At 70.4% G+C, this 26,195-nt stretch carries 29 protein-coding genes; 11 read left to right on the top strand and 18 right to left on the bottom strand.

What is annotated here, in order from left to right:
• Nucleotides 1–35 precede the first annotated feature (35 nt).
• Complete coding sequence (locus tag WCE37_RS01915) at nucleotides 36–416, bottom strand: DUF2946 family protein (protein ID WP_343277891.1); 381 nt, start codon at nucleotides 414–416, stop codon at nucleotides 36–38.
• 208 nt (nucleotides 417–624) lie between these two features.
• Here WCE37_RS01915 and nirK point away from each other — a divergent pair, with 208 nt between their 5' ends.
• Nucleotides 625–2,001 carry a copper-containing nitrite reductase gene (gene nirK / locus WCE37_RS01910; protein WP_343253630.1) on the top strand — a complete coding sequence of 459 codons (1,377 nt, stop codon included), beginning with the start codon at nucleotides 625–627 and terminating at the stop codon, nucleotides 1,999–2,001.
• A 147-nt stretch (nucleotides 2,002–2,148) separates the two neighbouring features.
• Nucleotides 2,149–2,787 carry a hypothetical protein gene (locus tag WCE37_RS01905; protein WP_343277890.1) on the top strand — a complete coding sequence of 213 codons (639 nt, stop codon included), beginning with the start codon at nucleotides 2,149–2,151 and terminating at the stop codon, nucleotides 2,785–2,787.
• A 53-nt stretch (nucleotides 2,788–2,840) separates the two neighbouring features.
• Here the strand turns inward: WCE37_RS01905 and WCE37_RS01900 are convergent, their stop codons facing one another.
• Nucleotides 2,841–3,170, bottom strand: coding sequence for a thioredoxin family protein (locus WCE37_RS01900; protein WP_343277889.1), 330 nt, complete (start codon nucleotides 3,168–3,170; stop codon nucleotides 2,841–2,843).
• Nucleotides 3,167–3,571, bottom strand: coding sequence for a host attachment family protein (locus WCE37_RS01895; RefSeq protein ID WP_343277888.1), 405 nt, complete (start codon nucleotides 3,569–3,571; stop codon nucleotides 3,167–3,169). The genes WCE37_RS01900 and WCE37_RS01895 overlap by 4 nt, the downstream gene beginning before the upstream one ends.
• A 159-nt stretch (nucleotides 3,572–3,730) precedes the next feature.
• Here WCE37_RS01895 and WCE37_RS01890 point away from each other — a divergent pair, with 159 nt between their 5' ends.
• On the top strand, nucleotides 3,731–5,527 hold the full coding sequence (locus WCE37_RS01890) for a diguanylate cyclase (RefSeq protein ID WP_343277887.1): 1,797 nt from the start codon (nucleotides 3,731–3,733) through the stop codon (nucleotides 5,525–5,527).
• Nucleotides 5,528–5,556: 29 nt separating this feature from the next.
• On the opposite strand, the gene WCE37_RS01885 is transcribed toward WCE37_RS01890, so the two are convergent.
• Both WCE37_RS01885 and WCE37_RS01880 read right to left on the bottom strand, forming a co-directional pair.
• Nucleotides 5,557–8,622 (bottom strand): efflux RND transporter permease subunit, encoded by a 3,066-nt coding sequence (locus tag WCE37_RS01885; RefSeq protein ID WP_343277886.1) that lies wholly within the window; start codon nucleotides 8,620–8,622, stop codon nucleotides 5,557–5,559.
• Complete coding sequence (locus tag WCE37_RS01880; protein WP_343253636.1) at nucleotides 8,619–9,755, bottom strand: efflux RND transporter periplasmic adaptor subunit; 1,137 nt, start codon at nucleotides 9,753–9,755, stop codon at nucleotides 8,619–8,621. The genes WCE37_RS01885 and WCE37_RS01880 overlap by 4 nt, the downstream gene beginning before the upstream one ends.
• 174 nt (nucleotides 9,756–9,929) lie before the next feature.
• Between WCE37_RS01880 and WCE37_RS01875 the strand changes: the two genes are divergently transcribed.
• A complete protein-coding gene (locus tag WCE37_RS01875; RefSeq protein ID WP_343253637.1) occupies nucleotides 9,930–10,418 on the top strand; it encodes a MarR family transcriptional regulator in 489 nt (162 codons plus the stop codon).
• Between the two features lie 77 nt (nucleotides 10,419–10,495).
• Here WCE37_RS01875 and WCE37_RS01870 read toward each other — a convergent pair whose 3' ends face one another.
• From WCE37_RS01870 to WCE37_RS01850, 5 genes are all read right to left on the bottom strand, one after another.
• A complete protein-coding gene (locus tag WCE37_RS01870) occupies nucleotides 10,496–11,764 on the bottom strand; it encodes a glutamate-5-semialdehyde dehydrogenase (protein WP_343277885.1) in 1,269 nt (422 codons plus the stop codon).
• Nucleotides 11,765–11,781: 17 nt separating this feature from the next.
• A complete protein-coding gene (proB, locus tag WCE37_RS01865) occupies nucleotides 11,782–12,942 on the bottom strand; it encodes a glutamate 5-kinase (protein WP_343277884.1) in 1,161 nt (386 codons plus the stop codon).
• Nucleotides 12,943–13,226: 284 nt separating this feature from the next.
• Entirely contained in the window at nucleotides 13,227–14,558 is a 1,332-nt protein-coding gene (locus WCE37_RS01860; RefSeq protein WP_343277883.1) for an MATE family efflux transporter, read from the bottom strand.
• 7 nt (nucleotides 14,559–14,565) lie between these two features.
• Entirely contained in the window at nucleotides 14,566–15,429 is an 864-nt protein-coding gene (ygiD, locus tag WCE37_RS01855; RefSeq protein ID WP_343277882.1) for a 4,5-DOPA dioxygenase extradiol, read from the bottom strand.
• Nucleotides 15,430–15,485: 56 nt separating this feature from the next.
• Nucleotides 15,486–15,794 carry a hypothetical protein gene (locus tag WCE37_RS01850; protein ID WP_343277881.1) on the bottom strand — a complete coding sequence of 103 codons (309 nt, stop codon included), beginning with the start codon at nucleotides 15,792–15,794 and terminating at the stop codon, nucleotides 15,486–15,488.
• Between the two features lie 158 nt (nucleotides 15,795–15,952).
• Here WCE37_RS01850 and WCE37_RS01845 point away from each other — a divergent pair, with 158 nt between their 5' ends.
• Both WCE37_RS01845 and WCE37_RS01840 read left to right on the top strand, forming a co-directional pair.
• Complete coding sequence (locus WCE37_RS01845) at nucleotides 15,953–17,029, top strand: catalase family peroxidase (RefSeq protein WP_343277880.1); 1,077 nt, start codon at nucleotides 15,953–15,955, stop codon at nucleotides 17,027–17,029.
• Nucleotides 17,026–17,640 (top strand): cytochrome b, encoded by a 615-nt coding sequence (locus WCE37_RS01840; RefSeq protein WP_343253644.1) that lies wholly within the window; start codon nucleotides 17,026–17,028, stop codon nucleotides 17,638–17,640. The genes WCE37_RS01845 and WCE37_RS01840 overlap by 4 nt, the downstream gene beginning before the upstream one ends.
• 7 nt (nucleotides 17,641–17,647) lie before the next feature.
• Here WCE37_RS01840 and WCE37_RS01835 read toward each other — a convergent pair whose 3' ends face one another.
• Both WCE37_RS01835 and WCE37_RS01830 read right to left on the bottom strand, forming a co-directional pair.
• Nucleotides 17,648–18,259, bottom strand: a complete 612-nt coding sequence (locus WCE37_RS01835) for a sulfur transferase domain-containing protein (protein ID WP_343277879.1) — start codon at nucleotides 18,257–18,259, stop codon at nucleotides 17,648–17,650.
• The gene (locus tag WCE37_RS01830; protein ID WP_343277878.1) at nucleotides 18,256–18,618 is read right to left on the bottom strand and encodes a metalloregulator ArsR/SmtB family transcription factor; all 363 of its coding nucleotides are present in this window, start codon (nucleotides 18,616–18,618) and stop codon (nucleotides 18,256–18,258) included. Before WCE37_RS01830 ends, WCE37_RS01835 begins: the two co-directional genes overlap by 4 nt.
• A gap of 71 nt (nucleotides 18,619–18,689) precedes the next feature.
• Between WCE37_RS01830 and WCE37_RS01825 the strand changes: the two genes are divergently transcribed.
• Genes WCE37_RS01825 through WCE37_RS01815 form a run of 3 tightly spaced genes read left to right on the top strand, consistent with a single transcriptional unit; the run spans nucleotide 18,690 to nucleotide 20,433 of the window.
• A complete protein-coding gene (locus WCE37_RS01825; RefSeq protein ID WP_343277924.1) occupies nucleotides 18,690–19,565 on the top strand; it encodes an MBL fold metallo-hydrolase in 876 nt (291 codons plus the stop codon).
• The gene (locus WCE37_RS01820; RefSeq protein WP_343277877.1) at nucleotides 19,562–19,987 is read left to right on the top strand and encodes a YeeE/YedE thiosulfate transporter family protein; all 426 of its coding nucleotides are present in this window, start codon (nucleotides 19,562–19,564) and stop codon (nucleotides 19,985–19,987) included. The genes WCE37_RS01825 and WCE37_RS01820 overlap by 4 nt, the downstream gene beginning before the upstream one ends.
• Nucleotides 19,984–20,433 carry a YeeE/YedE family protein gene (locus WCE37_RS01815; protein ID WP_343277876.1) on the top strand — a complete coding sequence of 150 codons (450 nt, stop codon included), beginning with the start codon at nucleotides 19,984–19,986 and terminating at the stop codon, nucleotides 20,431–20,433. The genes WCE37_RS01820 and WCE37_RS01815 overlap by 4 nt, the downstream gene beginning before the upstream one ends.
• A 6-nt stretch (nucleotides 20,434–20,439) precedes the next feature.
• On the opposite strand, the gene WCE37_RS01810 is transcribed toward WCE37_RS01815, so the two are convergent.
• Nucleotides 20,440–20,664 (bottom strand): hypothetical protein, encoded by a 225-nt coding sequence (locus WCE37_RS01810; protein ID WP_343277875.1) that lies wholly within the window; start codon nucleotides 20,662–20,664, stop codon nucleotides 20,440–20,442.
• Nucleotides 20,665–20,779: 115 nt separating this feature from the next.
• Between WCE37_RS01810 and WCE37_RS01805 the strand changes: the two genes are divergently transcribed.
• Both WCE37_RS01805 and WCE37_RS01800 read left to right on the top strand, forming a co-directional pair.
• The gene (locus WCE37_RS01805) at nucleotides 20,780–21,049 is read left to right on the top strand and encodes a hypothetical protein (protein ID WP_343277874.1); all 270 of its coding nucleotides are present in this window, start codon (nucleotides 20,780–20,782) and stop codon (nucleotides 21,047–21,049) included.
• A 159-nt stretch (nucleotides 21,050–21,208) separates the two neighbouring features.
• Nucleotides 21,209–21,853: a hypothetical protein gene (locus WCE37_RS01800; RefSeq protein ID WP_343277873.1), complete on the top strand. Its 645-nt coding sequence runs from the start codon at nucleotides 21,209–21,211 to the stop codon at nucleotides 21,851–21,853.
• A 12-nt stretch (nucleotides 21,854–21,865) separates the two neighbouring features.
• On the opposite strand, the gene WCE37_RS01795 is transcribed toward WCE37_RS01800, so the two are convergent.
• The 5 genes from WCE37_RS01795 to hflK all read right to left on the bottom strand — a co-directional run bounded on the left by WCE37_RS01795 (nucleotide 21,866) and on the right by hflK (nucleotide 26,078).
• Nucleotides 21,866–22,387 carry a YgjP-like metallopeptidase domain-containing protein gene (locus WCE37_RS01795; protein WP_343277872.1) on the bottom strand — a complete coding sequence of 174 codons (522 nt, stop codon included), beginning with the start codon at nucleotides 22,385–22,387 and terminating at the stop codon, nucleotides 21,866–21,868.
• A 52-nt stretch (nucleotides 22,388–22,439) separates the two neighbouring features.
• Entirely contained in the window at nucleotides 22,440–23,732 is a 1,293-nt protein-coding gene (locus WCE37_RS01790; protein WP_343253652.1) for an adenylosuccinate synthase, read from the bottom strand.
• 123 nt (nucleotides 23,733–23,855) lie between these two features.
• Nucleotides 23,856–24,044: a DUF2065 domain-containing protein gene (locus tag WCE37_RS01785; RefSeq protein ID WP_343277871.1), complete on the bottom strand. Its 189-nt coding sequence runs from the start codon at nucleotides 24,042–24,044 to the stop codon at nucleotides 23,856–23,858.
• Nucleotides 24,045–24,060: 16 nt separating this feature from the next.
• The gene (gene hflC / locus WCE37_RS01780; RefSeq protein ID WP_343253654.1) at nucleotides 24,061–24,924 is read right to left on the bottom strand and encodes a protease modulator HflC; all 864 of its coding nucleotides are present in this window, start codon (nucleotides 24,922–24,924) and stop codon (nucleotides 24,061–24,063) included.
• Entirely contained in the window at nucleotides 24,921–26,078 is a 1,158-nt protein-coding gene (hflK, locus tag WCE37_RS01775; RefSeq protein WP_343253655.1) for an FtsH protease activity modulator HflK, read from the bottom strand. The genes hflC and hflK overlap by 4 nt, the downstream gene beginning before the upstream one ends.
• Nucleotides 26,079–26,195 lie beyond the last annotated feature (117 nt).

The following is a 26,195-nucleotide window of genomic DNA, read 5'->3' as shown; positions in this document are numbered from 1 at the left end:
GTGCCGCGCGGCGGGTGCCGGGCGGCGTGGCAAGGTCAGCCGACGCGCGGCGGTCCGCGCGAGCCCAGTCCGTTCGGGTGCAGCCATGCCACGCTGGGTGCGGTTGGCGCCAGCGCCTGCGGGGTCGCCACCGGCAACGCGAAGGCTTTGAACACCACCGTCGCCGAGTGCGTGAACGCGGCCAGCAGCGGACAGTAGTCGCAGTCCGGATCACCGATTGCGGGACGGGCATCGCCCGGAACCCCACCATCGTGTCCACCATGCCGGGCATGTCCGCCATCGTGGAGAGGAGCCTGCGCGACACCCGCCTCGCCCGGGGCGTCCAGCAGTCGCGTGGTGGTCGGTACCAGCATCAGCAACAGCGCTGCCGCCAGTCCGATCCGCCCCATCCAGTGCTGGAATGCCTTCGTGTTCATTTCACGGCGGATTCTCCGCGCCAGGCATCGGAATGGATCTGACGCAGGTCAAGACCGGACGCTTTCCATACGCGAACGTACGCGCTTGACCCAGATCATGGGGCTGGCCGCTGCGCAGCAGTAACGTGCGCTCCATCGGCCAGGCAGCACCCCCCGCGGCATCGGCCCCCGATTTTCTTCAAGTCGTTCAACCACTGAGGTCATCACCATGAGAAACCTGGTACTGCTGTTCGCACTCGCCGCCGCCGGCGGCTTCGTCCCCTCCGATGTGGCCGCGCAGGGATCGGCCTCGGTCGACATGATCGCCGACGTCAACTTCAGCCTGCGCACCGAGATCACCGGCGGCCAGATGGTCTTCGTCGGCAACGCCGGCGCGATCAAGGACCAGGTCAACCCGGACCTGCGCGTGCCCGAGGGCTCGGTGGTCGCGATCACGATCACCAACAACGACGGCGCCATGCACGACATCGCGGTGCCCGAGTTCGGCGCCCAGTCCGACCAGCTGGTCGGCGTGGGTTCCTCGACCACGATCGTGTTCCGCGCCGCCAAGGGCGGCACCTTCGAATACATCTGCACCATCCCCGGGCACAAGCTCGCGGGCATGGCCGGCAAGCTGATCGTCGGCGACGTCAAGGAAGAAGTGAGCACGGCGGTCGACATCTCCAAGAACCCGGCCGAAGTCGGCACGCCCGTCGGCGACCGCGCCGCCCAGCACGTGACCTATGACCTGCTGACCACCGAGGTCGAAGGCCGCCTGTCCGACGGCAGCACGTACCGCTACTGGACCTTCGACAACACGGTCCCGGGCCCGCTGCTGCGCATCCGCCAGGGCGACACGGTCACGATCAACCTCAAGAACGCCGAGGACAGCGTCAACATCCACTCGGTCGACTTCCACTCCGTGACCGGCCCCGGCGGCGGTGCGGCGGTGACCCAGGTCCGCCCCGGCGAGACCAAGAGCTTCACGTTCAAGGCGCTGCACCCGGGCCTGTTCGTCTACCACTGCGCCACGCCGATGATCGCCCACCACATCTCCAACGGCATGTACGGGATGATCCTGGTCGAGCCCGAAGGCGGCTTGCCGACGGTCGACAAGGAGTACTACGTGATGCAGGGCGAGCTCTATACCGCCCAGAAGCACGGCTCCAGCGGCCTGCAGGAGTTCTCGGTCGACAAGCTGCTTGACGAGAAGCCCGAGCACCTGATGTTCAACGGCTCCATGGACGCGCTCACCAAGACCTACGACATGAACGCGAACGTGGGCGAAGAAGTCCGGATCTTCTTCGGCGTCGGCGGCCCGAACCTGATCTCGAGCTTCCACCTGATCGGCGAAGTGTTCGACCGGGTCTACGACCTGGCCTCGTTCACCAGCCCGCCGCTGACGGACGTGCAGACCACGCTGGTGCCGCCGGGCGGCGCGACCATGGTCGAGTTCAAGGTCGACTACCCGGGCAAGTACATCCTGGTCGACCACGCACTGTCCCGCGCCGAGAAGGGCCTGACCGGCATCCTCACCGTCAACGGTGAAGCCGACTCGACGATCTTCAACAGCAACGAGGCGATCGACGCAGCGTCCGGCCACTGACGCAGGCATCGCAAGGCGGCAATCAACGGCCCCGCTCCGGCGGGGCCGTTTTCGTGTGCGAAGTCAAGCGCGGTCGGCACCGCGATTCCACACAGGCGTCATGCCGCAGTCACCCCTGGTGAGACGAAGGCAGGGACAATAGGCGCCATGCACCAGATGATCGAACTCCACCCCCCGGCCGACGCGCTGACCGGCCTCGGCCTGCCCTCCATTCCCTACCCGGTTGCACTGCCCGCCTTCCAGGCCGCGGTGGCCAACGACGGCGAGCTGCCGCTGGCCGACATGCTGCACGGGCTCCAGCTGCGCGCCGCCCGTGAAGCGGCTGACTGGCAGGCCATGGAGCCGGCCATGGCGCGCCTGGCGGAGCTGCTGGCACCGGATGATGCCGACGAATGCCTGGCCGCCGAAGGCGCGGACTGGTGGATCGAAATCGGCCCGGTCGACCTTGGTGGGGCGGTCGTGGCCCTGCAGCGCGACGACGCACTCCTGGCCGCGATCACGCAGCGTCCCGACGGCCGCCTGCGCATGGCGGCCTATCGCCCGCTGGATGGCCGCTCCATCGAACTGCTGGTAGGTCTTGCCCGCGGCGGCGTAGCGCTCGCGGACCTGCGTTTGCCTGCCGCCGCGGAGTCCGGCCTTCCCGGCCTGTCGCGCTGGAGTGCGGACGCGGGCAGCGGACCGGACGCCGACACGCAGCCCGCCTGGCGCACGCAGCCCGCTCTGGCGGCGCGCAGGCCGGCGTTCGTGCTGGCAGAAATCGGCAGCTGGGAGCTGCTCCGGGCCTGAGTTCCGTTCGCCGCGGGAGCGGAAAGCCGGCGACCTTTACGGACGCCGGCCCGCTAGATCCGGGCCAGGGCGTCGCGCAGCGGTTCCAGGTCAGCGCTGGATACCGGGCGTACCACCCGCACCAGCTCCTGGCCCGACCGCAGCAGCACCAGCGTCGGCCACAGCTTCACCTTGAAGGCGCGGCCCAGCGGCCGTCCGCGACCGTCCTCGATCTTCAGGTGCCTGATCCCGGCGTGTTCTCCCAGCAGCACCCGGATCGGCGCCTGTGCCGCCTGGCAGTGCCCGCACCAGTCGGTTCCGAACTCCAGCAGCAGGGTGCCTTCCATGGCATCGAGCTCCGCACGCGCCGGTTCCACGGCCGAGTAGCGCGCCTCGTAGCTCACAGCGGTGCCCGCAGCGCCTGCTCGATATCGCCCAGTGGTGCGTTGGTCAGCGTCTTCGGCAACTCGGCGACCAGGCGTTGCTGGACTTCCTTGTGCAGCAGCGGGCGCATCCGTCCGAGCGTGGTGGGATCGGCCATCAGCACCAGGTGCTGGTACTGCTGCTTGAGCGCGCCTTCGTTCAGCGCCAGCGCGAGCTGCTTGGCGAACGTGGCCTCGTCGATCTGGGCACCGGTGGATTCGTGCGGCATGCTGCCCGCCGGGCCGTCGTCATCCATGTTCATCAGCTCGCGCAGCTCGACCTGGCGCAGCGAGGGCGCGCGCTCGTCGCCGGCGTTGCGGAACAGGCGCGCGCCGGTGCCGTCGGCGACCACGACCAGGGTGTCGGAGGGGAGCAGCGTCATGGATATCTCCGTTTCAATCGGGGTCCCCACCTTCCGCGACCGGTGATCAACATCGCGTGACCCGCGGACCGCGAGTCCCGGGCGGCACGCGGCCATGCGGGTAGACTGCGCGCAGACGGCGCGGCCCGAGCAGCGCGCCGGCCCGCAACCAGCAAGGCCATGTCCTCCCGCCGCCTGAGACTTCCACGCACATACTGGGCCGATCGGACCGTACTGGCGGCGCTGATCGCGGCGACGGCGTGGCTCGCACTCACCCTGGCCCGCGGACCGGGCGAACTCGCCGCCATCTGGGTCGGCAACGGCATCCTCACCGGGTGGCTGCTGTCGCGGCGCACCAGCACCTGGCCGCGCTACCTGGCGGTCGCGTTCCTGGCCGAGCTCCCGGCGCGCATGCTGGCCGGCGACGAAGCCCCGTACGCACTGGCCATCGCGAGCTGCAACCTCCTGGAATCACTGGCGGTGGCGTGGATCATCCGCAGCCGCGTGCCCGACATCCGCGCTCCGGAGCACTGGCTCGCGCTGGGCAGCATCGCCACCGTGGCCACGCTGGCCGCCTGCGCGCTGGCGGGACTGATTGCCGCGGCCGTGGCCCACTTCATGCACGGACAGGACTACGTGCGTGCGGCGGGCGGCTGGTACGCCGCCCACGTCATCGGCATGGTGCTGCTGGGGACGATGACCCTGGTGGTGCAGCGGGAGGGCGTGGGCCTGTTCCTGAAGCCCGGCCGCGGCTGGAGCCTGATGGCCGCCCTGGGCCTGCTGGTCGCGGTTGCGGCCGGCATTGCATCCACCAGCTATCCGCTGCTCTTCCTGGCCTATCCGCCCCTGCTGCTGCTGGCCGTACGCCACGGCTTCGCCGGCGTCGGGCTGGGCGTGATCGCCCTGGGCCTGGTGATCGCCACCGCCACGACGCTGGACCAGGGGCCGCTGTCGGACCCGAGCCTGGGCGACGCCGACCGGCTGGCCCTGCTGCAGCTCTATCTTGCCGGCGGCTGCCTGATGACGATCCCGTTCTGCCTGACCATGGCCGAACGCAGACGGCTGACCGCGCGGCTGGGCGAAAGCGAGCGCCGCTACCGCATGCTTGCGGACCATTCGCACGACGTCATCGCGCGCATAGCGGCCAATGGGGCGCTGCTCTACGTCTCGCCGTCGGCTGCGGAGATGTTCGGCTTCGGGCCCGCCGAGATGGTCGGCGCGCGCCAGAATTTCCTGCATCCGGACGACCGCGCGCGGCAGGCGGAGGCAATGGCCGATGTCCTCGCTTCGGGCGACCCGCGCACCGAGATCTACCGCATCCGGCACAAGGACGGCCACCACGTCTGGGTCGAGGGCGTGCTGCGCTGCATCCCTTCCGATGGCGACGCCGAATCCAACGACATCATGCTGACCGCCCGCAACATCAGTCGCCGCGTCGCCGCCGAGCAGGCGCTGGCGGCAAGCCGGCTGGAGCTGGAATGGCTGTCGCGCGTCGATCCGCTGACCGACCTGGCCAACCGCCGCCAGTTCGACGAGCGCCTGGGGCTGGCGCTCAAGCGGCAGCAGCGCCACGCGATCCCGATCGCGCTGCTGTGCATGGACATCGACCATTTCAAGCAGGTCAACGATGGCCACGGCCACGCCGCCGGCGACATCGTGCTCAAGGCCTTCGCGCAGCGGCTGTGCGACAGCGTGCGCGAGACCGACCTGGTCGCCCGCCTGGGCGGGGACGAGTTCGTGATCCTGATCGAGGACGCATCCCCCGGAGCCGCCGAGGCCGTGGCGCGCAAGGTGGTCGCCGCCATGGCGGAGCCGGTCGATGTCGGTGGCACCCGGCTTACGGTCAGCACCAGCATCGGCGTCGCCTACGCGCGGCAGGCGGCCGATGCGGCCGGCCTGATGGCCTCGGGGGACGCCGCCCTGTACGAGGCCAAGAAGGCCGGGCGCAACCGCTACCACGTGGCCCGGGAGTCCTGACGCCCCGCGGCCCCCAGGCTACCGCGCGATCACGCCGCCGCGGCGGGCGCCCCGCCCCTGAGCCTGCGGACCAGGCGTTGCTCGAGGTCATCCATCAGCGTGAACGCCGCCGGCACCACGACCAGGCTCAGCACGGTCGAGGTGATCAGCCCGCCGATCACCGCCACTGCCATCGGCATGCGGAAGCTCGCGTCCGCGGTCAGGCCGAGTGCGATCGGCATCATCCCGGCGCCCATCGCCATCGTGGTCATGATCACCGGCCGCGCGCGCTTGTGGCAGGCGTCCATCAGCGCCTCATGGCGCGACATCCCCTTCTCCCCGGCCATGACCGCGTAGTCCACCAGCAGGATCGAGTTCTTCACCGCGATGCCGATCAAGAGGATCAGGCCGATCAGCACCGACAGCGAGATGTCCAGGCCGGTGACCAGCAGCGCGCCGAAGGCGCCGCCCGCGGCCAGCGGCACCGCCACCAGGATCGTGATCGGCTGGCTGGCGTGGTTGAACAGCAGCAGCAGCACGCCGTAGACGCAGAAGATGCCGGCGACCATGGCCATGGCGAAGCCACCGAACATCTCGGCGAAGATCTCGCTGTCGCCGGCGGCCTGCCGGTCCACGCCGGGCGGGAGGTTCTGCAGCGAGGGCAGCGCATCGATCTGCCCTTCCACTTCGCCCATCGCCATGCCGTTGAGGTCGACGGTGATGGTGACGTTGCGGCGGCGGTCGAAGCGGTCGATCTGCGAGGGGCCGCTGGCGGTGGTGATCGTAGCCACCGACGACAGCGGCACGCTGCCGCCCGTCGACGTCGGCACGCGCAGCTGGCCGAGCAGTGACGGGTCCGACAGCGCGCGCTCGTCCAGCTGCACGCGGATCGGCACCTGGCGCTCGGGCAGGTTGAGCTTGGCGAGGAACTGCTCGTAGTCGCCGCGGGTCGCGACGCGGGTGGCGGCGGCGATGTCGGCGGTGGACACGCCCAGGTCGGCGGCGCGCGCGGGGTCCGGGCGCACGATCACCTCCGGGCGCACCAGCGAGGCCGACGAGCCCACGGTGCCGAGGCCCGGCAGCTGGCGGATCTCGCGCTCGACGTCGCGCGCGGTGGCGGCGAGCTTCACCGGGTCGTCGCCGGCCAGCACCAGCTGCAGGGCGCGTCCGGGTTCGCCGCCCTGGAAGCTCAGGCGCACGCCGGGCAGGTCCGCAAGCCGCTCGCGCACCTGCGTTTCCAGTTCGTACTGGGTGAGGTCGCGGTCGTCGGTCCAGCGGATGGTCAGCGTGGCCTTGCGCAGCTCGGCGCTGCTCATATCGCCGGCCGGGCCGTTGGCGCCGGAGGTGCTGCCGGCGGTCACGAACACGTGCTCGATCTCGGGGATGTCGGCGATGCGCTGGCGCGCGGTCTCGGCGACTTCTTCGGTGGTGGCGAGCGCGGAGCCCGGCGGCAGCTCGATCAGCACGTTGCTCTGGATGCCGTCGATGGGCGGGATGAAGGTGACCTTGAGTAGCGGCAGCAGCGCCAGCGAGCCGATGAAGATGCCCAGCGCGACCGACAGCGTGCGGTTGCGGTGCTTCAGCGAACTGTCGACGAAGCGCAGGTACCACTGCATCAGCTTCGAGTCGCCCTTGTGTTCGGGCAGGGGCTTGAGCATGTAGGCCGCCATCATCGGCGTGATCAGGCGCGCCACCAGCAGCGAGAACATCACCGCCGCGGCCGCGGTCCAGCCGAACTCGCGGAAGAACTTGCCGGGGATGCCGGGCATGAAGGCCACGGGAATGAACACCGCTGCCAGCGTGCACGAAGTCGCGATCACCGCCAGCCCGATTTCATCGGCGGCCTCGGTGGCGGCCTGCTTCGGCGACTTGCCCATGCGCAGGTGGCGGTCGATGTTCTCTACCTCGACGATCGCATCGTCCACCAGGATGCCGACCACCACGGCCAGCGCCAGCAGCGTGATCATGTTGAGGCTGAAGCCCAGCCAGTACATGACGGCGAAGGTCGGGATGATCGACAGCGGCAGCGCGATGGCGCTGATGAAGGTGGCTCGGAAATCGCGCAGGAACAGGAACACCACCAGCACGGCGAGTGCCGAACCTTCGTAGAGCATGTGCATCGAGGACTCGAACGAGTTCTCGGCCACTTGCGTCGTGGAGGCCACTTCCACCATGCGCACGCGCGGCTGCTCGGCCTGCAGCTTCGCCACGCTGTCGCGCACGGCGTTGCCGACGTCAACCTCGCTGGTGTTGGTGGTGCGCTGCACGGCGAAGCCGATCACCGGACGGCCGTCGAGCGTGGTGCGCTGGCTGACGGTGGCGTTGCCGTCGCTCACCGTTGCCAGCGTCGACAGCCGCACGCTGCGCCCGTCGGGCATGGAGATGGGGAAGTTGGCGAGGTCGGCGGCGGTCTCGACGGTGCCGAGCGTGCGCACGGCCTGCTCGCTGCCGCCCACGGTGGTGCGGCCGCCGGGCTGCTCCTGCTGGATGCGCGCGAGCTGCTGGCTGATCAGCGCCGGGCTGGCGCCGAAGCCCTGCACGGCTTCCGGCCGCAGATCAACGCGGATCTCGCGGTTGACGCCCCCGATGCGCCGCACCGTGCCGACTCCGGGCACGGCGAACAGGCGCTTGGCCACGGTGTCGTCGATGAACCAGCTGAGCTCCTCGTCGCTCCAGCCGTCGGCGGTGACGGCATAGGTCAGCATGTCGCCGCCGGTGACGTTGACCAGCGAAACGATCGGCGGCTCGACGTCGGCCGGCAGGTCGATGCGCACGCGGTCGATCGCGTCGCGCACTTCGTCCTTGGCCAGGGTGCCGTCCTTCTCGATCTCGAAGGTGAGGATGGTGGTCGACACGCCCTCGTTGACGACCGAGGCCATGTTGCGCAGGTCGGGAATGCTCGCGGTCGCGTCCTCGACCTTGCGCGTGACCTGGGTTTCCAGCGTGCTGGGGCTCGCGCCCGGCAGCGTCACGGTGACGTTGACCACCGGCACGGTGAGGTCGGGGAACTGCGAGACGGCAAGCTTGTTGAAGGCCAGCAGGCCCGCGGCGCTCAGCAGGATGAAGACCAGGATCGCCGGCAGCGGGCGGTTGATCGACCAGGCGGAGAAGTTCATTCGGCGACGGCCTCACCGGCGCCGTCCAGGCGGCGGTCCGCGGCAGGCGCGGCCGCGTCACCGTTGCCCGCATTGCCGACTGTGGCGGGTGTGCTCGCAGTACCTGCGGCGGATGCCGAAGCCGCCCCGGCGTTCGCCGCATCGGCCGCCTCCGCACTCTCGACCACGCGCACCAGGTCACCATCGCCGAGGAAGCCCGCGCCGCGCGCCACCACGCGATCGCCCTGCGTCAGCCCGTCGCTCACCTCCACCAGGTCGCCCTGCGCGCCGCCGGTCACCACGCCGCGCTCGCGCACGCGGCCTTCCTCGTCGACGGTGAAGACGTAGGCGCGCCCGTCGCGGCGCACCACCGATTCGCCCGGCACCAGCAATGCCTGCGCGCGGCCCAGCGCCAGCCGCCCCTGCGCGAACATGCCGGCGCGCAGCGCGCCCGGCTCCGGCAGGTCGACGTACACGGTGCCGGTGCGGCTCTGCGCATCCAGCCCGGGCGAGACGGTGCGCACGGTGCCTTCGACCGTGCCGCCGGCCGGCGCCTCCACGCGCACCGCCGTACCGGCCCCCACGCGCAGCAGGTCGCCCTCGGCAAGTTCGGCACGCCACTCCAGGCGGCCGTCGCGGATCAGCCGCAGCAGCTCCGTGCCGGCACCCACCACCTGCCCCGGCTGCACGCTGCGCGCGGACACCACGCCGGCAACCGGCGCGCGCACCACGGTGAAGTCGCGCTGCACGCGCGCGGCGTCGCGGCTGGCGACGGCGGTGTTGAGCCGCGCTTCGGCGTTGGCACGCGCAGCTTCGGCTTCTTCGGCGTCCTGCAGGGACACCATCTGCGAATTGGCGAGCTCGCGGATGCGCGCGGCCTTGCGGCGGGCGGTCTCCAGGTTGGTCTGCGCCTCGCGCACCTGGGCGTCGGACTGCGCCAGCTGCGAGGCCAGCGTGCGATCGTCGACGCGCAGCAGCACGTCGCCGGCCGCGACCACGCTGCCCACCTCCACTTCCACCGAAGACACGCGCAGGCCGGAGAGTTCCACGCCCACCGAGACCTCCTCCCACGCCGCCACCGCGCCCGAGGCCACCACCTCGCGCGTGACCTCGCGCAGCTGCGGCGTCGCCAGGCTCACGGTCAGGCTGGGCATGGCCTCGGGGGGTGCATCGCTACCGCAGCCAGCGAGGGCGAGGGCGAGGACAAGCACCAGGACACCGGAAGCGGCCGGCAGTCGGGAAAAAACGGGCATCGTCACGGACTCGTACCGGAAAGCCCGGCAAGGTATCAGCACACTGATAGGAAGTGGGTGACGACGGAGACCGGGATGGCCCAACGCAAGACCACCAGCCTGCAGGCGTTCAGGAAATCACGCGCCTACCGCACCGGCGTGCTGGCGCGGCGGCTGCACCTCGGCCTGAGCGCCGTGGTCGACCGGCGGTTGCACGAGGAAGGCTTGGACCTGACGCGGCCGCAGGCGCTGGCGCTGATGGCGCTGGTCGAACATCCGGGCCTGTCGAACGCCGAGCTGGCGCGGCGCAACGGGGTGTCGCCGCAGACCATGCACCAGATCCTGGCGCGGCTGGAGCGCGATGGCCTGGTGATCCGCAGCCCGCATCCGAGCCTCAAGCGGGTGCAGGCGCTCGCGGCCACGCCCGCGGCCGTGGAGCTGGTGACGCGCGGCAGCGCCGCCGCGCGCGCCGCGATCGAAGGCGCACTGCGCACGCTCGCGCCCGCCGAACAGGACCAGCTCATCGCCCTGCTGGAGCGCTGCGCCGCCATGCTGCCTGCGGCAGGGCCGCCGCAGCTGGATTAGGCGCTGCGGTCGGGTCACCCAACCATCGAGCGCAATGAGCCGGCGGTGTGCCTGCGGGCTGCCGGTTGCGCCGAGGCTCAGGCCTGCGCTGACTCCGGGTGGCGCACCTGGCCTTCGCCACGGACCACCCAGCGTTCGATGGTCAGCGACTCCAGCCCCATCGGCCCGTAGGCGTGCAGGCGGGTGGTGGAAATGCCGATCTCCGCGCCCAGGCCCAGCTGGCCGCCATCGTTGAAGCGCGACGAGGCGTTGACCATCACCGCCGAGCTGCGGATCGCACGCACGAAGCGGTCGGCCGCGGCCTTGTCGGTGGTGGAAATCACCTCGGTGTGGTCGGACGTGTGGCGCTGGATGTGGCTGATGGCGTCGTCGATCGAATCCACCACCCGCACCGAGATGATCGGCGCCAGGTACTCGGTGTCGTAATCCTCTTCCGTCACCGGCTTCGCATCCGCGAACAGCGCTTGGGTCCGCTCGCAGCCGCGGATCTCCGCGCCGCCCCGGACCATCGTGGCCAGCGCGTCCGGGATCCACGTGCCGGCGATATCGGCATGCACCAGCAGCGTTTCCAGCGCGTTGCACACGCCGGGGCGCGACAGCTTGCCGTCCACCGCCAGGCGGGTTGCGGCGGCCGGGTCGGCGGCGGCGTCCACGTACAGATGGCACACGCCCTTGTAGTGCTTGATCACCGGCACCCGCGCGTTCTCGGCCACGAAGCGGATCAGGCGTTCGCCGCCGCGCGGGATCGCCAGGTCGACCAGGTCGGTCAGCTGCAGCAGCTCGAGCACGTGCTCGCGCGCGGTGTCTTCCACCAGCGCCACCGCTTCGACCGGCAGGTCGAATTCGCGCAGTGCCGAATGCAGGCAGCGGGCGATCGCGATATTGCTCTCGCGCGCCTCCGAGCCGCCGCGCAGCAGCACCGCGTTGCCCGCGCGCAGGCACAGCGCGGCGGCGTCGGCGGTCACGTTGGGCCGGGCCTCGTAGATCATCGCGATCAATCCCAGCGGTATGCGCACCTTCTCCACGGTCATGCCGTTGGCATGCGTTTCGCTGCGGGTGACCTGGCCGACCGGATCGGGCAGCGCGGCGACCTCGCGGATCGCCTGCACGATGCCGTCGATGCGGCCGTCGTCCAGCTCCAGGCGGTCCAGCATGGCACCGGTGGTACCGGCTTCGTTCGCCCGCTGCATGTCGCGCGCGTTGGCGGCCAGGACGTCGGCGCGGCCGGCGTCGACCGCGTCGGCCATCTTCGACAACAGCGCCGCACGGCGGGACGGATCCAGCGCGGCGATCGCGTGCGAAGCCGCACGGGCGCGCTCGGCAAGGGAACGGATGTAACTGGTCATGGAAGGTGACTCCTTGTTCAATGCGTGGTGGCCGTGGGCTGGTCGATCAGGACCAGGTTGTCGCGGCGTACGACGGCGCTGCCGTTGTCGAAACCGAGCAGCCCCTCGATCTCCTGGCTGTGGCGGCCGGCGATGCGCTGCAGGTCGCTGGCGTGGTACTCGACCAGGCCGCGGCCAATGCGGCGGCCCTGCCTGCTGACCAGGTTGACCAGGGCGTGGTTGCTGAAGTCGCCTTCCACCCCGATGACGCCGCCGGGCAGCAGCGAGGCGCCGCGCTCGGCCAGCGCCTTGCAGGCACCGTCGTCGATCCGCAACTGGCCGCCGCAGGCCGGCTGGTGGCGGAGCCACAGCTTGCGCGCCAGGAGGCGCGGGCCGTGCGCCGGGATCAGGGTGCCGTGCAGGCGGTCGTTGGCAAGCGCCGCCAGCGCGCGGCGGTCGTGGCCGCACAGCAGCGCGGTGTCGATCCCCGCCGCGGCGGCCTTGCTGGCCGCCTCCAGCTTGGTGGCCATGCCGCCGGTACCCAGCGCGCCCGCGCCGCCTGCGGTCATCGCCATGACTTCCGGCGTGATCGCCTCGACCCGCGGCAAGGGCCGCGCGTCGGGATCACGCGTGGGATGGCCGCTGTAGAGTCCGTGGGTATCAGTGGCGATGAAGAGCATGTCGGCATCGACCAGGGTGGCCACCGCCGCGGCCAGGTTGTCGTTGTCGCCCAGCTTGAGCTCGTCCACCGACACGGTGTCGTTCTCGTTGATGATCGGCACCGCCCCGATCCGCAGCAGTTCCTGCAACGTCGCCCGCGCATTGAGGTAGCGGCGCCGGTTGCGCATGTCGTCGTGGCTGAGCAGCACCTGCGCCACCGGATACTCGAAGAGCTCCTGCCACAGCGCCAGCATCGGCGTCTGTCCCAGCGAGGCCAGCGCCTGGCGCTGCACCAGGCTGCCGCGCTGGCGCGACATCAGCCCGCGCCCCGCGGCCACGGCGCCTGAAGACACCAGCAGGACCTCGCGACCCTGGGCCCGGAAACCGGCGATCAAGGACGCCAGCGCGGAGGCATTGCGCCTCTCCAGGTTGCCGCGGCCGTCGGTCAGCAGGCTGCTGCCAACCTTGATCACCGCGCGCCGCCAGACAGGCAGCGGCTGTTCGGGAAACGGGTGTGGTTGATGGTCGGAATCTGGCATGGAGGCTCCATTGGGCGACATGAAAAGATTGTGCTGCGCACCATCCCGGCGTCTGGACACGCCAAAGGCGCGCGGAAGCGCGGACCGGCAACGATCCTGGATACGCGAACGATCAGTGAAGATCACAAGCGCAGCGCGGCGCGAGAGAAAACTCGATCGCGCGCCTGGTTGTGGTGGGGCCGCACCTGCCGCAGTGGGTGGAAAAAACGTGGGGGCAGGCCGGGCCGAACCTGTTCAGGTTAACAGAAGGGGCTGCTCGACCCAAGCCGGAGGTGCAGCCGGATTCAAGCGAGTGCTTGCGGCATCCGCCGATAGCAGGGAAGCAGCACCAACGCCCGCGCCACCACAAACACCACGAACGCCGCCCACAGCCCATGGTTGCCAAACCACGCCGCAAGCGGCCAAGCGCATATCAGGAACACCGCCAACGAGGCCATGCTGGCATTGCGCATCTCCCGCGTGTGCGTGGTACCAATGAACACGCCATCAAGCTGGAAGGCGGCCACCGAAAGCAGCACGTACAGCGCGCTCCACGGCAGGTGTGCGGCGGCGATCTCGCGCACGGCGGGCAGCGTGGTCAGCGCAGCCACCGCGGCATTACCCAGCAGCGCGATCAGCGCGGCCAGCACCAGCGCAGTGCCCGCCGCCAGCTCGCTGGTCAGGCGCACGGCACGGCGGAACCTGCGCCCGTCCCGCGCCCCCCAGGCGGCACCCACCTGCGCCTCGGCCACGAACGCGAAGCCGTCCAGGAAGAACGCGCTGAACGACACCAGCTGCAGCAGGATGTGGTTCGCAGCCAGCGTCACGTCGCCAAAGCGAGCCCCGGCGTTTGCGAACCAGCCGAACGCCAGCAGCAGGCACAGCGTGCGCACCAGGATGTCGCCGTTTGCCGCCAGCGCCTGGCGGACGCGATCCATGTCGGCAATCCGCGCCCACTGCAGGAACGGCGTCGGACCGCGGTGGCGCGCACGCAGCACGCGCAGCACCACGACGATCGCCACCACGCAGGTCAACCATTCGGCAATCGCCGTGCCCAGCCCGATACCCCGCGCACCCATGCCCAGCGCGCCGGCAAACCAGACGTCCAGCCCGGCGTTGAGGCCATTGAGCAGCAGCTGCACGAACAACAGCTCGCGGCTGCGGCCAAGCCCGATCAGCAAGCCACTGCAGGCGAACAAAGCCAGCGCCGCCGGTGCGCCCCAGATGCGCGCACGGAAGTATTCGCCGGCCACCGACTCGACCACGTCGCTGCCGTCCATCAGCCCGAAGTACAGCGCGGTGACCGGCCACTGCAGCAGCATCAGCGCAACGCCCAGCCCCACCGACAGCAGCACACCGCGTGCCAGCGTGGCCCGCACCTCGGGCTCGTCACCGGCACCCACCGCCTGCGCCACGAAGCCCGTGGTGCCCATGCGCAGGAAGCCGAAGCTCCAGTAGACGAAGTTGAACAGCAGCGCGCCCAGGGCCAGCGCACCAAGCTCCGTCGCACTGCCGTAGTGGCCGATGACCGCCGTATCCACCAGCCCGACCGCCGGCACTGCCGCGTTGGCCAGGATGATCGGCCACGCCTGACGCGCGACGGCGACGCGGGTGAGCGGCTCCGTGGATCCTGCCAAGGCGGCGCTACAGGTTGGAGGCGTCCGCGGGCACCACGCTGGACGGCGCCGCCGCGCCCTCGCCCGCCTGGTCCTGCCGCGGGCACTGCGCCCCGACCGTGTACGAGGTCATCGACAGCGAACCGTAGGCCGGGCCTTCCACCAGCACGTCGGCGCCCTTGCCCGCCGCGGCGGCGATGCCTGCCAGGTAGAGCAGCGGCAGGAAATGCTCGGCGGTGGGCGCGGAGAGCGCGTAGTCGCGATGCGAGACCAGGCCCGCGGCATCGCCCGCACGTTCGGCCAGCAGCTGCTTGACGTGCGCATCGAAGCGCGTGTTCCAGTCGAACGCCGTGTCGGGCTGCTTCCAGTCCATCGCGCGCAGGTTGTGGACCACGTTGCCGCTACCCAGCACCAGCACGCCGCGCTCGCGCAGCGCCGCCAGGCGCACACCCATCCGGACGTGCCACTCGGGCGGCTTCTGCGCGTTGATCGACAGCTGCACCACGGGGATGTCGGCATCGGGGAAGGCGTGCACCAGCACCGACCAGGTGCCATGGTCCAAGCCCCAGCCGTCGTGGTCCGAACCGACGAAATCCGGCTTTGCGACGTCAGCGACCTCCTCGGCCAGCTCGGGCAGGCCCGGCGCCGGATAGTCGACCTCGAACAGCGGGCGCGGGAACCCATGAAAATCGTGGATGGTGCGCGGCCGCGGCATCGCGGTCACGGCGGTGGCATTGACGTACCAGTGCGCCGACACCGCCAGGATTGCGCGCGGGCGCGGCACCGAGGCGCCGAACGTGCGCCACGCTTCGGTGAAGCGGTTGCGCTCGATCGCGTTCATCGGGCTGCCGTGGCCGAGGAAAGCGGCCGGCATCAGGGGCATGGTGGCCATGGAAGCACCTCGCTGCTGCGGAACCCCGAGTCTAGGCCAGCGACGCCGGGCGCGGCCTAGAGCCGCTCGACGGGCGTGGCCCGAACGAGCACTTCGTCCTGGCGGAAGCGCCGCTCCAGCGATTCGCGATAGTGGCGCCACCAGGCGTGGTCGACGTGCTCGGCCATGACTTCGAACAGGACGACGTCGTCGCGCTGTACTTCGCCGTCGTCGTCCTCCCACAGCCCGGTCGCGGGCGCGCGGCTGAAGGCGGTGACGCCGCCGAAGCGTTCGGTGAGCTCGGCGCGCACGGCGTCGAACAGCGCGCGCGCAAAGCGTTCGCCGCCGCCGTCATGCAGGGGCAGGAAAAGCTGGACCAGGTGCATGCGTACAAGGCTCGGCGCCATGCTGTCAGCGGACGGTGAACGCAGCCGTGCGCACCACCAGGGAAGGAAGTTCACCCAGGCGGGATGTCCGGCCGCGGATGGGTCATGATGCCGGCCTGCGGTCCTCTCCGGCTGCCAACCAATGGAAGGTCCCACCCGTGGAGTCCCGCCCCCCGGCCACCGCAACGTCCACGCCGCTGTCCCCGCGCACCCGCGCCCTGCGCACTGCACTCATCGTGGTGCTGGTCGCAGGCGGCGCCACCGGCGTCGCCGCGCTGCGCGGCGCGTTCGGCACCGGTGCCGACCACCGCGCCAGCTCGATCGTCGACACCATGCAGGGCGGCGGCAACGCGCTGCACGCGGGCTTCCGCCGCGCGCACGCCCGCGGTCTGTGCGTGTCGGGCCGCTTCATCGCGTCGGGCGACGCCGCGACGCTGTCGTCGGCGCCGCTGTTCGCCACCGGTGAATCCCCGGTGCTGGGACGGCTGTCCATCGGCGGCGGCAGCCCGGTCGCCCCCGAGGCCAGTGCCGGTGTGCGCAGCATGGCGCTGGCCATCACCCAGGCCGATGGCCAGCAGTGGCGGATGGCCATGAACACGCCTCCTGTGCTGGCCGTCGGCACGCCCGAGGCCTTCCACGACCAGTTGCGTGCGATGGCGCCCGACGCCGCCACCGGCAAGCCGGACCCGACGCGGATCGCGGCATTCTTCGACGCACATCCGGAAAGTGCCGCCTTCCGCGCCTGGCAGGCCGGCTACCAGGCCAGCGACAGCTGGGCGAACACGCGCTACCACAGCATCAACGCCTTCGTGCTGGTCGACGCCGATGGCCAGCGCCAGCCGGTGCGCTGGGCGGTGGTGCCGGAGGCGCCGTTCACGGCCCTGGGCGAGGGGCCCCACACCGACGACGCGCTCAGCCGCGAGTTCCAGCAGCGCCTGGTGGCGGGTCCGCTTCGCTGGACGCTGCGCCTGCAGCTGGCCGAGCCGGGCGACCCCGTCGACAACGGTGCCCGGCCGTGGCCGGACGCCCGCCGCACCGTGGATGCCGGCACCATCGAACTCACCTCCGCCCACGCGCAACAGGGCGGCGACTGCAACGGCCTCAACTTCGACCCGCTGGTGCTGCCGGACGGCATCGAGCCGTCGGCCGATCCCGTCCTGCACGCGCGCCGCGCGGCCTATGCCGAAAGCCTGCGCCGTCGCGCACGCGAGACCCTGCTGGAGGGCGCGCCATGACCCGCTATCCGGTATCCGCCCGGTTGCTGCACTGGGCGATGGCCGCGCTGCTCCTGTCGCAGTTGAGCCTGGGCGCGTCGATGGTGGACCGCTGGCAACCCTGGACCACGCCGGCCATCCAGCTGCACAAGGCGTTCGGCGTACTCGCCCTTGTGCTGGTGCTGATGCGCCTGGCCAACCGCCTGCGCTTCCGTGCGCCGCCGCTGCCGCGCAGCATTCCCGCGCTGCAGCGTGGCGTGGCGCGGGCCAGCCACTGGGCGCTGTATGCGCTGATGCTGGCGCTGCCGCTGACCGGCTGGGCCATGCATGGCGCCGCGGGGCTGCCGGTGCGCGTGGGCGGATTCGTGCTGCCTGCGCTGATGGAAGCTGACCTGGCGCGCTATGGCCTGCTGCGGGAACTGCATGGATGGCTGGCCTACGGCCTGCTGGCGCTGGTGCTGGTGCATGCAGGCGCCGCCCTGCACCACGCCTGGGTGCGACGCGACGGCGTGTTCGAGCACATGGCGCTGGGCCGGCGCAGGGTGGCCGGCGAACCGGCCGGCCCGGCGAAGGCCGGATCCGTCGTCCAGCAGGATGCCGGCACCGCAACGGGCCCGGCCACCCGGGACTGAGCCGCGCTCAGCCTGCGTCGTCGCAGTCCGTGCCCCGTTCGGCCCGGCCCGCGTTAGCCACGCAGCGCTCGCGCGCGATGCGCTGGCGGACTTCGCCCTCCAGGCCAGTGAGCCCCCAGCGGCGGCCCTCCACCACGGCGGACTCCTCGTCCGCGCCCTGCAGCCAGGCCGCGCGCAGCGCCACCAGCGCACCCACGCGATTGCCGCTGCCGCAGTGCACCAGCGTGGGCGCGTCGGCGGCCTGCAGCAGGCGGTCGAAAGCCACCACCGCTTCACGGTCGAGATCCCCGGCGCCGGCGATCGGCAAGGGGTCGTAGCGCACTCCCGCCGCCCGCGCCGCCTCGGCCTCGTCGAATCCGGGCGTCTCGGATGCCGGTGCCAGGTTGATGACGTGGCGGATGCCGGCGGCGCGCAGCGCGGAAAGATCATCCGCCGTGATGCGGCCGCCGGAATGGACGCCGGCGACAGGGTTGGCGAAGCGTTCGAGCACGGGGGATGGCATGGTCAACTCCTGGTCGGCCTGGGCGCGCCGCACGTCGCCGGGCGTGGTGCAGGCGGTGAGTGCGGTGGAAAGTGCAGCCGCGAGCGTGATCGCCGGCAGGGTGCGTCGTGGGGTCATGGCAGGCTGCTCATGTTGTGGGGTCGCGGCGCGGCACAGAAGGCGGCGTGCAGCGCCTCGAGCACGCTCACCGCCGGTCCGTCCGCCAGCGAATAGTGGATGCACTGCGCCTGGCGCCGGGTGTGCACCAGGGCCATGTCACGCAGCACGGCGAGGTGCTGGGACAGCGCCGAGGCACCGAGTCCCGTCGCGGGCTGCAGCTCGCCCACGGTCCGCTCGCCCTCCACCAGCTGGCACAGCACCAGCAGGCGGGCGGGATGGGCCAGCGCTTTCAGCAGGGCCGCCGCCTCGCCGGCATGGACGGCCATGCCGGAGGCCAGCGGCTCGGGGCTGGACGGTCTGGGGGCGTTGCTCGGCATCGTCGCAGGACTCGCTTGACAGGACACGGGACGAACCATACTTTAGCATTTACTGAATAATATGGAAGCCCATCATGAATCCACAGGTAGAGAGCTTCTACGACCCGTCCACGTCCACCTGGTCCCACGTGGTCTACGATCGCGCCGGTGGCCACGCCGCCATCGTCGATCCAGTGATGGATTACGAGGCCGCCACCGCCCGCACGGCATTCGACTCCGCGCAACGCCTGCTCGACTTCGCGCGCGGGCACCACCTGCGCGTGGAGTGGATCCTCGAGACCCACGCGCATGCCGACCACCTCTCCGCCGCCGCCTGGCTGCGCGCGCAGACCGGCGCCCGGGTGGCCATCGGGCGCGGCATCACCGGCATCCAGGCGCGCTTCAAGACGGTGTTCGGCCTGGAAGACGGGTTCGCGGTCGACGGTCGCCAGTTCGACCGCTTGTTCGCCGACGGCGACAGCTTTGCCATCGGCGAACTCGGCGGCCGCGTGATCGCCACCCCCGGCCACACGGACGACAGCGTGACCTACGTCATCGGCGATGCGGCCTTCGTCGGCGACACCGTCTTCGCGCCCGACACCGGCACGGCGCGCGCCGACTTCCCCGGCGGCGATGCGGCCACGCTGTACAGCTCGATCCGCCGCCTGTTCGAGCTGCCGGACGACACCCGCGTGTTCCTCTGCCACGACTATCCGCCGGATGGCCGCGACGCGTGCGCGGAAACATCGATCGGCGCGCAGCGCGAGCGCAACGTGCACCTGGCCGGCGACGTCGGCGAGGCGGCGTTCGTGCGCCTGCGCAACGAGCGCGACGCGGGACTGGCGGCGCCCAAGCTCATCCTGCCGTCGCTGCAGGTCAACATCCGCGGCGGCGACCTGCCGCCGCCGGAGAGCGACGGCGTGCGCTACCTGCGGCTGCCGCTCAACCGCGTTGGCATCGGCGCATGAGTACGACCTGGCTGATGGCGCTTGCCGGCGGCGTGCTGATCGGGCTCGCGGCCACGTTGCTGCTGTGGCTCAACGGACGCATCGCCGGCGTCAGCGGCATCCTCGCCGGGGTCGTGTATCCGCGCCGCGGCGAACTGGCCTGGCGGCTGGCGTTCCTTGCAGGGCTGGTGCTGGCGGGCCGCGCGTCGATCGCGCTGCTGCCGGGCATCGCGGCCCCGCGCGAGGGCTTCCCGCCGCTGCTGCTGGTGGCGGCGGGCCTGCTGGTGGGCTTCGGCTCCAGCCTCGGCAACGGCTGCACCAGCGGGCACGGCGTGTGCGGGCTGGGCCGGCTGTCGCTGCGCTCGATGGTGGCGGTGCCGACCTTCATGGCCACGGCGGTGGCGACCACGTGGATCGTGCGCCACGCGGGAGGCTGGGCGTGAAGCGCTTCATCGCCGCGGCGTTCGCCTCCGGCGCGCTGTTCGGGGTCGGCCTCGCGCTGTCGGGCATGACCGATGCGCGACGCATCCTCGGCTTCCTCGATGTCGCCGGCGACTTCGATCCCACCCTCGCCTTCGTCCTCGGTGGCGCGGTGGCCACCACCCTGCTGCTGTTCCGCCCGGTGCTGCGGCGCGGTCGTCCGCTGTTCGCCGACGACTTCCGCCTGTCGCAGCTGCGGCATGTGGATTCGCGGCTGCTGGCAGGGGCTGCGCTGTTCGGGATCGGCTGGGGCCTGGCCGGCTACTGCCCGGGTCCGGCGCTGGCGGCGCTCGGCGTGGGTTCGAGCGAGGCGGCCTGGTTCGTGCCCGCGATGGTCGCCGGGATCGTGCTGCAGCGGCTCGAAGAAAAGGCGCAGTGGCGTGCCGCCTCACACCCTCCGCCAGCGTGAAGCGGCCTATCTCGCGAGATAGGCCTGCTGCTTGTCCTGCACATGCCTACTGCCGGTTTCATCCATTGCTTGCAGCAGATAGACATCGTCGCCGCCCAGGTCGAGCGCCTGTTTGCCACGATTTCGAAGCGTGTGATGGCTCAGGACGACCTTGGACAGCACACCCGATAGACGCAGCAGATGCCTGCCACGACGGCCATAGCGAACATGGATTGAGCAGGGAGGTTTCAAGCGTCCCCACTCCTCTTCACAGGGAATGCACGTACTCCAACGTCAGCTGAAGGCTGTACATGGCGCTCGCCCAAAGGTCGCTATATTCGGACACCCCAGACGAAGGAGAACTGCCATGTCCCCGACCCGGCAACATCTGATGATGGCGCGTACGCTCGGCGTCGCGATCGTCGCCGCCGTGGGCCTTTCCGCCTGTGCCACCTACGACGACGAGTTTGCAGGCATCAACTCGCGCCTCGACCGCCTCGACACGCAGGTGCAGGGCGCTGCCCAGAGCGCCGAATCCGCCAACCAGGGCGCGCAGCGGGCCAATCAGCGGCTGGACCAGATCGAAGGCCGCGTGCAGCAGCTGGAGTCGTCGCCGCGCCGCGTGCCGCGCGGCTGAGTGCACGCCGGGCCGGGCCGCGCGAGGCGGCCTGACCCCGGACCGGTGGCCCCTGCCGGCCACCGGTTTTCCCGCCTCCACCTGTCTCCCTGTCTCCATTCCAGGACCGATCCCATCCGTCACCGCACACACCATCCGATCCGGACCGCCCAGGCCGCCTTGGCGCTGGCGCTGGCACTTTCAAGCTTCACCGGCGTGGCCGGCGCCCAGGAGGATGCCGCGGCGCAGGCGGTCTCCACCTTCGACCAGCTTCCGCGAGACCAGGAAGTCTCCGACACGGTGATCGAGCTCGCGGGCTGGGTGGTTGCGTCCAAGGACAGCCAGGGCTATCCATTCGCGATCATCGACAAGGCCGCCGCGCAGATCCTGGTGTTCGGCGGCGACGGCCGGCTTCGCGGCGCGGCGCCCGGGCTGTTTGGCTCGGCGGTCGGCGACCACACGGCCCCCGGCGTTGCAGGCCTCGCGCTTCGCGAGATCCCGGGCCGGGATCGCACCACGCCTGCCGGCCGCTTCGTCGGCGGGTACGGTCCGTCGATCGACGCCGGGCGCGTGCTGTGGGTGGATTACGAATCCGCGGTCTCCATCCACCCGACCGCAACCGGCGTCCCGGCGGAGAAGCGCGCCGAGCGCCTTGCATCACCCACGCCGGACGACAACCGCGTCACGCATGGCTGCATCAACGTCGCGCCCGGGTTTTACGAGCAGATCATCCGTCCGACGTTCGAGCGGGGCGGGGTGTTCTACGTCATGCCGGATGAGGCGACGGTGGCGGAGACCTTCCCGGAGTTCGCGCAGGGTCGCTAGCGCTCGCGCGCGCTACGCCTCGGCGACGCCCGCCCGCCCCCGCCCCGCCAGATCCAGCTGCGTCAGGTACAGTCGCGTATCGAACTCAAGCTGGTGGTAGTCCGGCTCCATATGCATGCACAGCCGGTAGAACGCCTTGTCGTGCTCGGCTTCCTTCATGTGCGCCAACTCATGCACGGCGATCATCTTGAGGAACTCCGCGGGCGCGTCGCGAAACACGCTGGCAATGCGGATCTCGCGGCTCGCCTTGAGCTTCCCGCCCTGCACGCGCGAGATCGTGGTGTGGGTGCCCAGCGCATGTTTCACCACCTGCAGCTTGCCGTCGTAGATCACCTTGCCCAGCGGCGCGGACTTGCGCAGGTGGCGATCTTTCAGGCCCTGGACGTAGCCGTACAGCTGGCTGTCGTTTCGCACCGCGTGGCGTTCGCTGTACTTCGCGGCCAGCAGCGTGCCCAACCGGTCCTGTTCGATCAGCGCGCGCACCTTCGCCTGCACCTCCAGCGGATAACCGCCGAGGTACTTCAGCGCGTCCATCAGAAAAAACCCCGCAGCAGCGGGGTTTCTTCATATGCAGAAAGCCGCTCGCTCAAGCAAACGGGTCCTGCAGCACCATCGTGTGCTTCCGGTCCGGTCCGGTGCTCACGATCGACAGCGGGCACCCTGCCAGCTCCTCCAGCGCGCGCAGGTAGGCACGCGCGGCCGGCGGCAGCTTGTCCCACTCGGTGATCCCGTGGGTGTCCTCGCTCCAGCCCGGGAACTCCAGGTACACCGGCTCGCACTCGGCCCAGCCCTGGGCGTCGAGCGGGGCGTACTCGGTTTCCTTGCCGCGGTAACGGTAAGCGATGCACATCTTCAGCTTGTCCAGGCCGTCCAGCACGTCGAGCTTGGTGATGCACAGGCCACTGATGCCGTTGATCGCCACCGCGCGCTTCAGCGCGACGATGTCGATCCAGCCGCAGCGGCGCGGGCGGCCGGTGGTGGCGCCGTATTCCTGGCCGCGGTCGCGCAGGCGCTGGCCGTCTTCGTCGTCGAGCTCGGTCGGGAACGGGCCGCCGCCGACGCGGGTGGCGTAGGCCTTGCAGATGCCCAGCACGTAGTCGATCGCGTCCGCACCCACGCCGGTGCCGGCCAGCGCACCGCCAACGGTGGTGTTGGAGCTGGTGACGTAGGGATAGGTGCCGTGGTCGATGTCGAGCAGCGAGCCCTGCGCGCCCTCGTACAGCACCTTCTTGCCCTGCTTGCGCAGCTCGTGGAGGATGCCGGCGACGTCGGACTTCATCGGCTCGACGTACTCGCCGAACGCCAGCGCTTCGTCATAGGTCTGCTGGAAATCCACCGCGTCCACGCCCAGGTACCGGGTGAGCACGAAGTTGTGGTAATCCAGCGCCGTGCGCAGCAGTTCTTCCAGCTGCGCGGGGTAATGCAGATCGGCCACGCGGATGCCGCGGCGGGCGACCTTGTCCTCGTAGGCCGGGCCGATGCCACGGCCGGTGGTGCCGATGGCCTTGCCGCCGGCGGCCTTCTCGCGCGCCTGGTCGAGGGCGATGTGGTACGGCATGATCAGCGGCGTCGCCGGGCTGATCTTCAGCCGCGAGCGCACTTCGACGCCTGCATCTTCAAGCTCGCCGATTTCCTTCATCAGCGCTGCAGGCGACAGCACCACGCCGTTGCCGATCAGGCACAGCGCGTCATCGCGCAGCACGCCCGACGGGATCAGGTGCAGCACCGTTTTCTTGCCGCCGATCACCAGCGTGTGGCCGGCATTGTGGCCGCCCTGGAAGCGCACCACCGCGCCGATGTCCTGCGTCAGCAGGTCGACGATCTTGCCCTTGCCCTCGTCGCCCCACTGGGCGCCAAGCACCACCACCGACTGACCCATGCCACTGCTCCTTGAACGGGAAAAAGCCGGAGGTCCGCGCTGTGCAGCGGGCCCTTCCGGCTTTTCTGGATTATCCCGGCTTTCTACGCCGGGGGCCAGCCCGGTGTGACGCCGTGGCGTGGCTCAGCCCTGGCGCAGCCACCACAGGGCCAGCAGGCCGGCGGCCAGCACGATGCCGCCGATCCGTCGCAGCTGGCGGTCCGGCGTGGCCAGCATCTGCGTCATGGCCCGTTTCCACTCGCCCGGGGCTGCGAACAACAGCAGCCCCTCCAGCACGGCCACCAGGCACAGGGCGGCCCACAGGTCACTCACGCCCGGCCCCCACGCTTCAGCGGTCGCTGCGCATGTACTGCAGGAACGGGTCGTCGCGCTCCAGCACCATCACCGCTTCGCCAGAGGAGAAGGCACGCCGGTAGGCGTCCAGGCTGCGCTGGAAGGCGAAGAACGCGGGGTCGCGGTTCGCAGCCTGCGCGTAGATGCTCGCGGCCTGGGCGTCGCCCTCGCCTCGCAGCACCTGCGCGTCGCGCTCGGCCTCGGCCAGCAGCACCGTCTGCTCGCGGTCGGCCTCGGCGCGGACGATGCGCGCCTGCTCCTCGCCCTCGGCGCGCAGGGCGCTGGCCACCTGGCGGCGTTCGGCGCGCATGCGGTCGTAGACCTGGCCGATCACTTCGCTGTCGGTGGGCAGGTCGATCTGCTTGAAGCGGATGTCGACCACCTGCATGCCGAGGGTGCGGGCACCCTCGTTGATGCCCGGCAGCTGGCGGTCGATCAGCTCGGAGCGATCACCCGACACCAGCTGGGTCAGGGTCTGCGAGTTGATCTCGTTGCGCAGCGAGTCCTTGATGATCGGCGCGAGGCGGTCGGTCACCAGCTCTTCGTTGCCACCGGTGGCGCGGTAGAAGTCCGCGACGTCGACGATGAAGCCGATGGCGACGAAGTCGACGCTGACGTCCTTGCGCTCCGAGGTCAGCGAGCGCTCGGGCGGGAACTCGTTGGCGGTGAAGCGGCGGTCGAACACGCGCGCGCTTTCCACCATCGGGATCTTGAAGTGCAGGCCGGGCCCGAGATCGGTACGCGCGACGCGGCCGAGGTTCAGCACCAGGCCGACCTGGCCTTCGCGGACGATGAACATCGAGCCGAGCAGGCCGAGGATCACGACCAGGACGACGGGGACGAGGAATTGCGGCTTCATCGGGTGGCTCCCTCGCGCGGTGGGCGCGGCAGGTTGGCGGGCGCCGCCGCGGGCCTCGGATCAAGTTCGGGCGCGGCGTTGACGGTCGGCGAGACCATGTCGGGGGTCAGCAAGGGCTGCTGCGGCGCGCCGCCCTGCCCGCCCATGGGCACATAGATCAGCTGTTGGCCATCGCCGCCCACGACCTTGCGGTTGTCGGCCAGCACGTCTTCGACCGTCTCCAGCCACAGGCGCTTGCGGGTGACTTCGGGCGCCTTGGCGTACTCGTTGACCAGCAGCGTGAAGCGCTGGGCGTCACCGGTGGCGCGGGCGACCTCGGCGGTCTTGTAACCCTCGGCCGTGGTGCGCACGCGCTGCGCCTGGCCGCGGGCCTCGGGCACGATGCGCGCGGCGTAGGCGCGGGCCTCGTTCACCAGGCGCTCGTTCATCTGCTGGGCGCTGTTGACCTCGTCGAAGGCCGGCTTGACGGCCTCCGGCGGGCGCGCGTCCTGCAGGCTGAGCTCGGTCACGATCAGGCCGGTGCGGTAGGTGTCCAGGGACGCCTGCAGGGACGTCGCCGCGGCGGCCGACAGCGGGCCACGCGCGTTGAGCGCGGAGTCCAGGTTGGCGCGGCCGATCTGCTCGCGCACCGCGCTTTGCGAGACCTGCTCGAGCACGTTGTCGGCATCCCGCGAGCCGAACAGGTACATCTGCGGGTCGCTGATGCGGTACTGCACGTTGAACGACACGGTGACGATGTTCTCGTCGCGGGTCAGCACCGGCAGGCTGTTGCTGAAGGTGCGCACGCCGGTGGTGTTGAGCTTGGTGACGCTTTCGATCGGCCACGGCAGCTTGAAGTTGGGGCCCGGCTGCATGACGCGGGCGAACTTGCCGAAGCGCAGCACCACGCCTCGATCCTGCTCGCCCACCAGCACGAAGCAGTTGAACGCGAGCCACAGCGCCAGCGCGATGCCGATCCAGCGCAGCGGATTGCCGCCGCCGGCGCCGCCGCCGAACATGCCGCGAAGCTGGTCGAGGATGCCGTCGAAGGGACCACGGCCGCGGCCACCGCCGCTGCTGCGGCGCGGCGGCCAGGGATTCTGGCGGCGACCGTTGTCGTCGTTGCGGCCCGAGCCGCGGTCGTCGTTGTTCTTGCCGGGGATGTTCCAGGCCATGCTGGCTCCAGTCTGGGGATCCCGCCACCGGGACCGGCAGCGAAGGGACATTCTACAAGGTGCGGGGGGGGGGGGGGGGGCGGCGGGGGGGTTCTTGTGTTTAGGAAGCGGGAGGGA

This window comes from Luteimonas sp. MJ250 (genome assembly GCF_039548455.1).
Taxonomy (GTDB): Bacteria; Pseudomonadota; Gammaproteobacteria; order Xanthomonadales; family Xanthomonadaceae; genus Luteimonas.
This window is presented reverse-complemented; position numbering and strand designations above follow the sequence as displayed.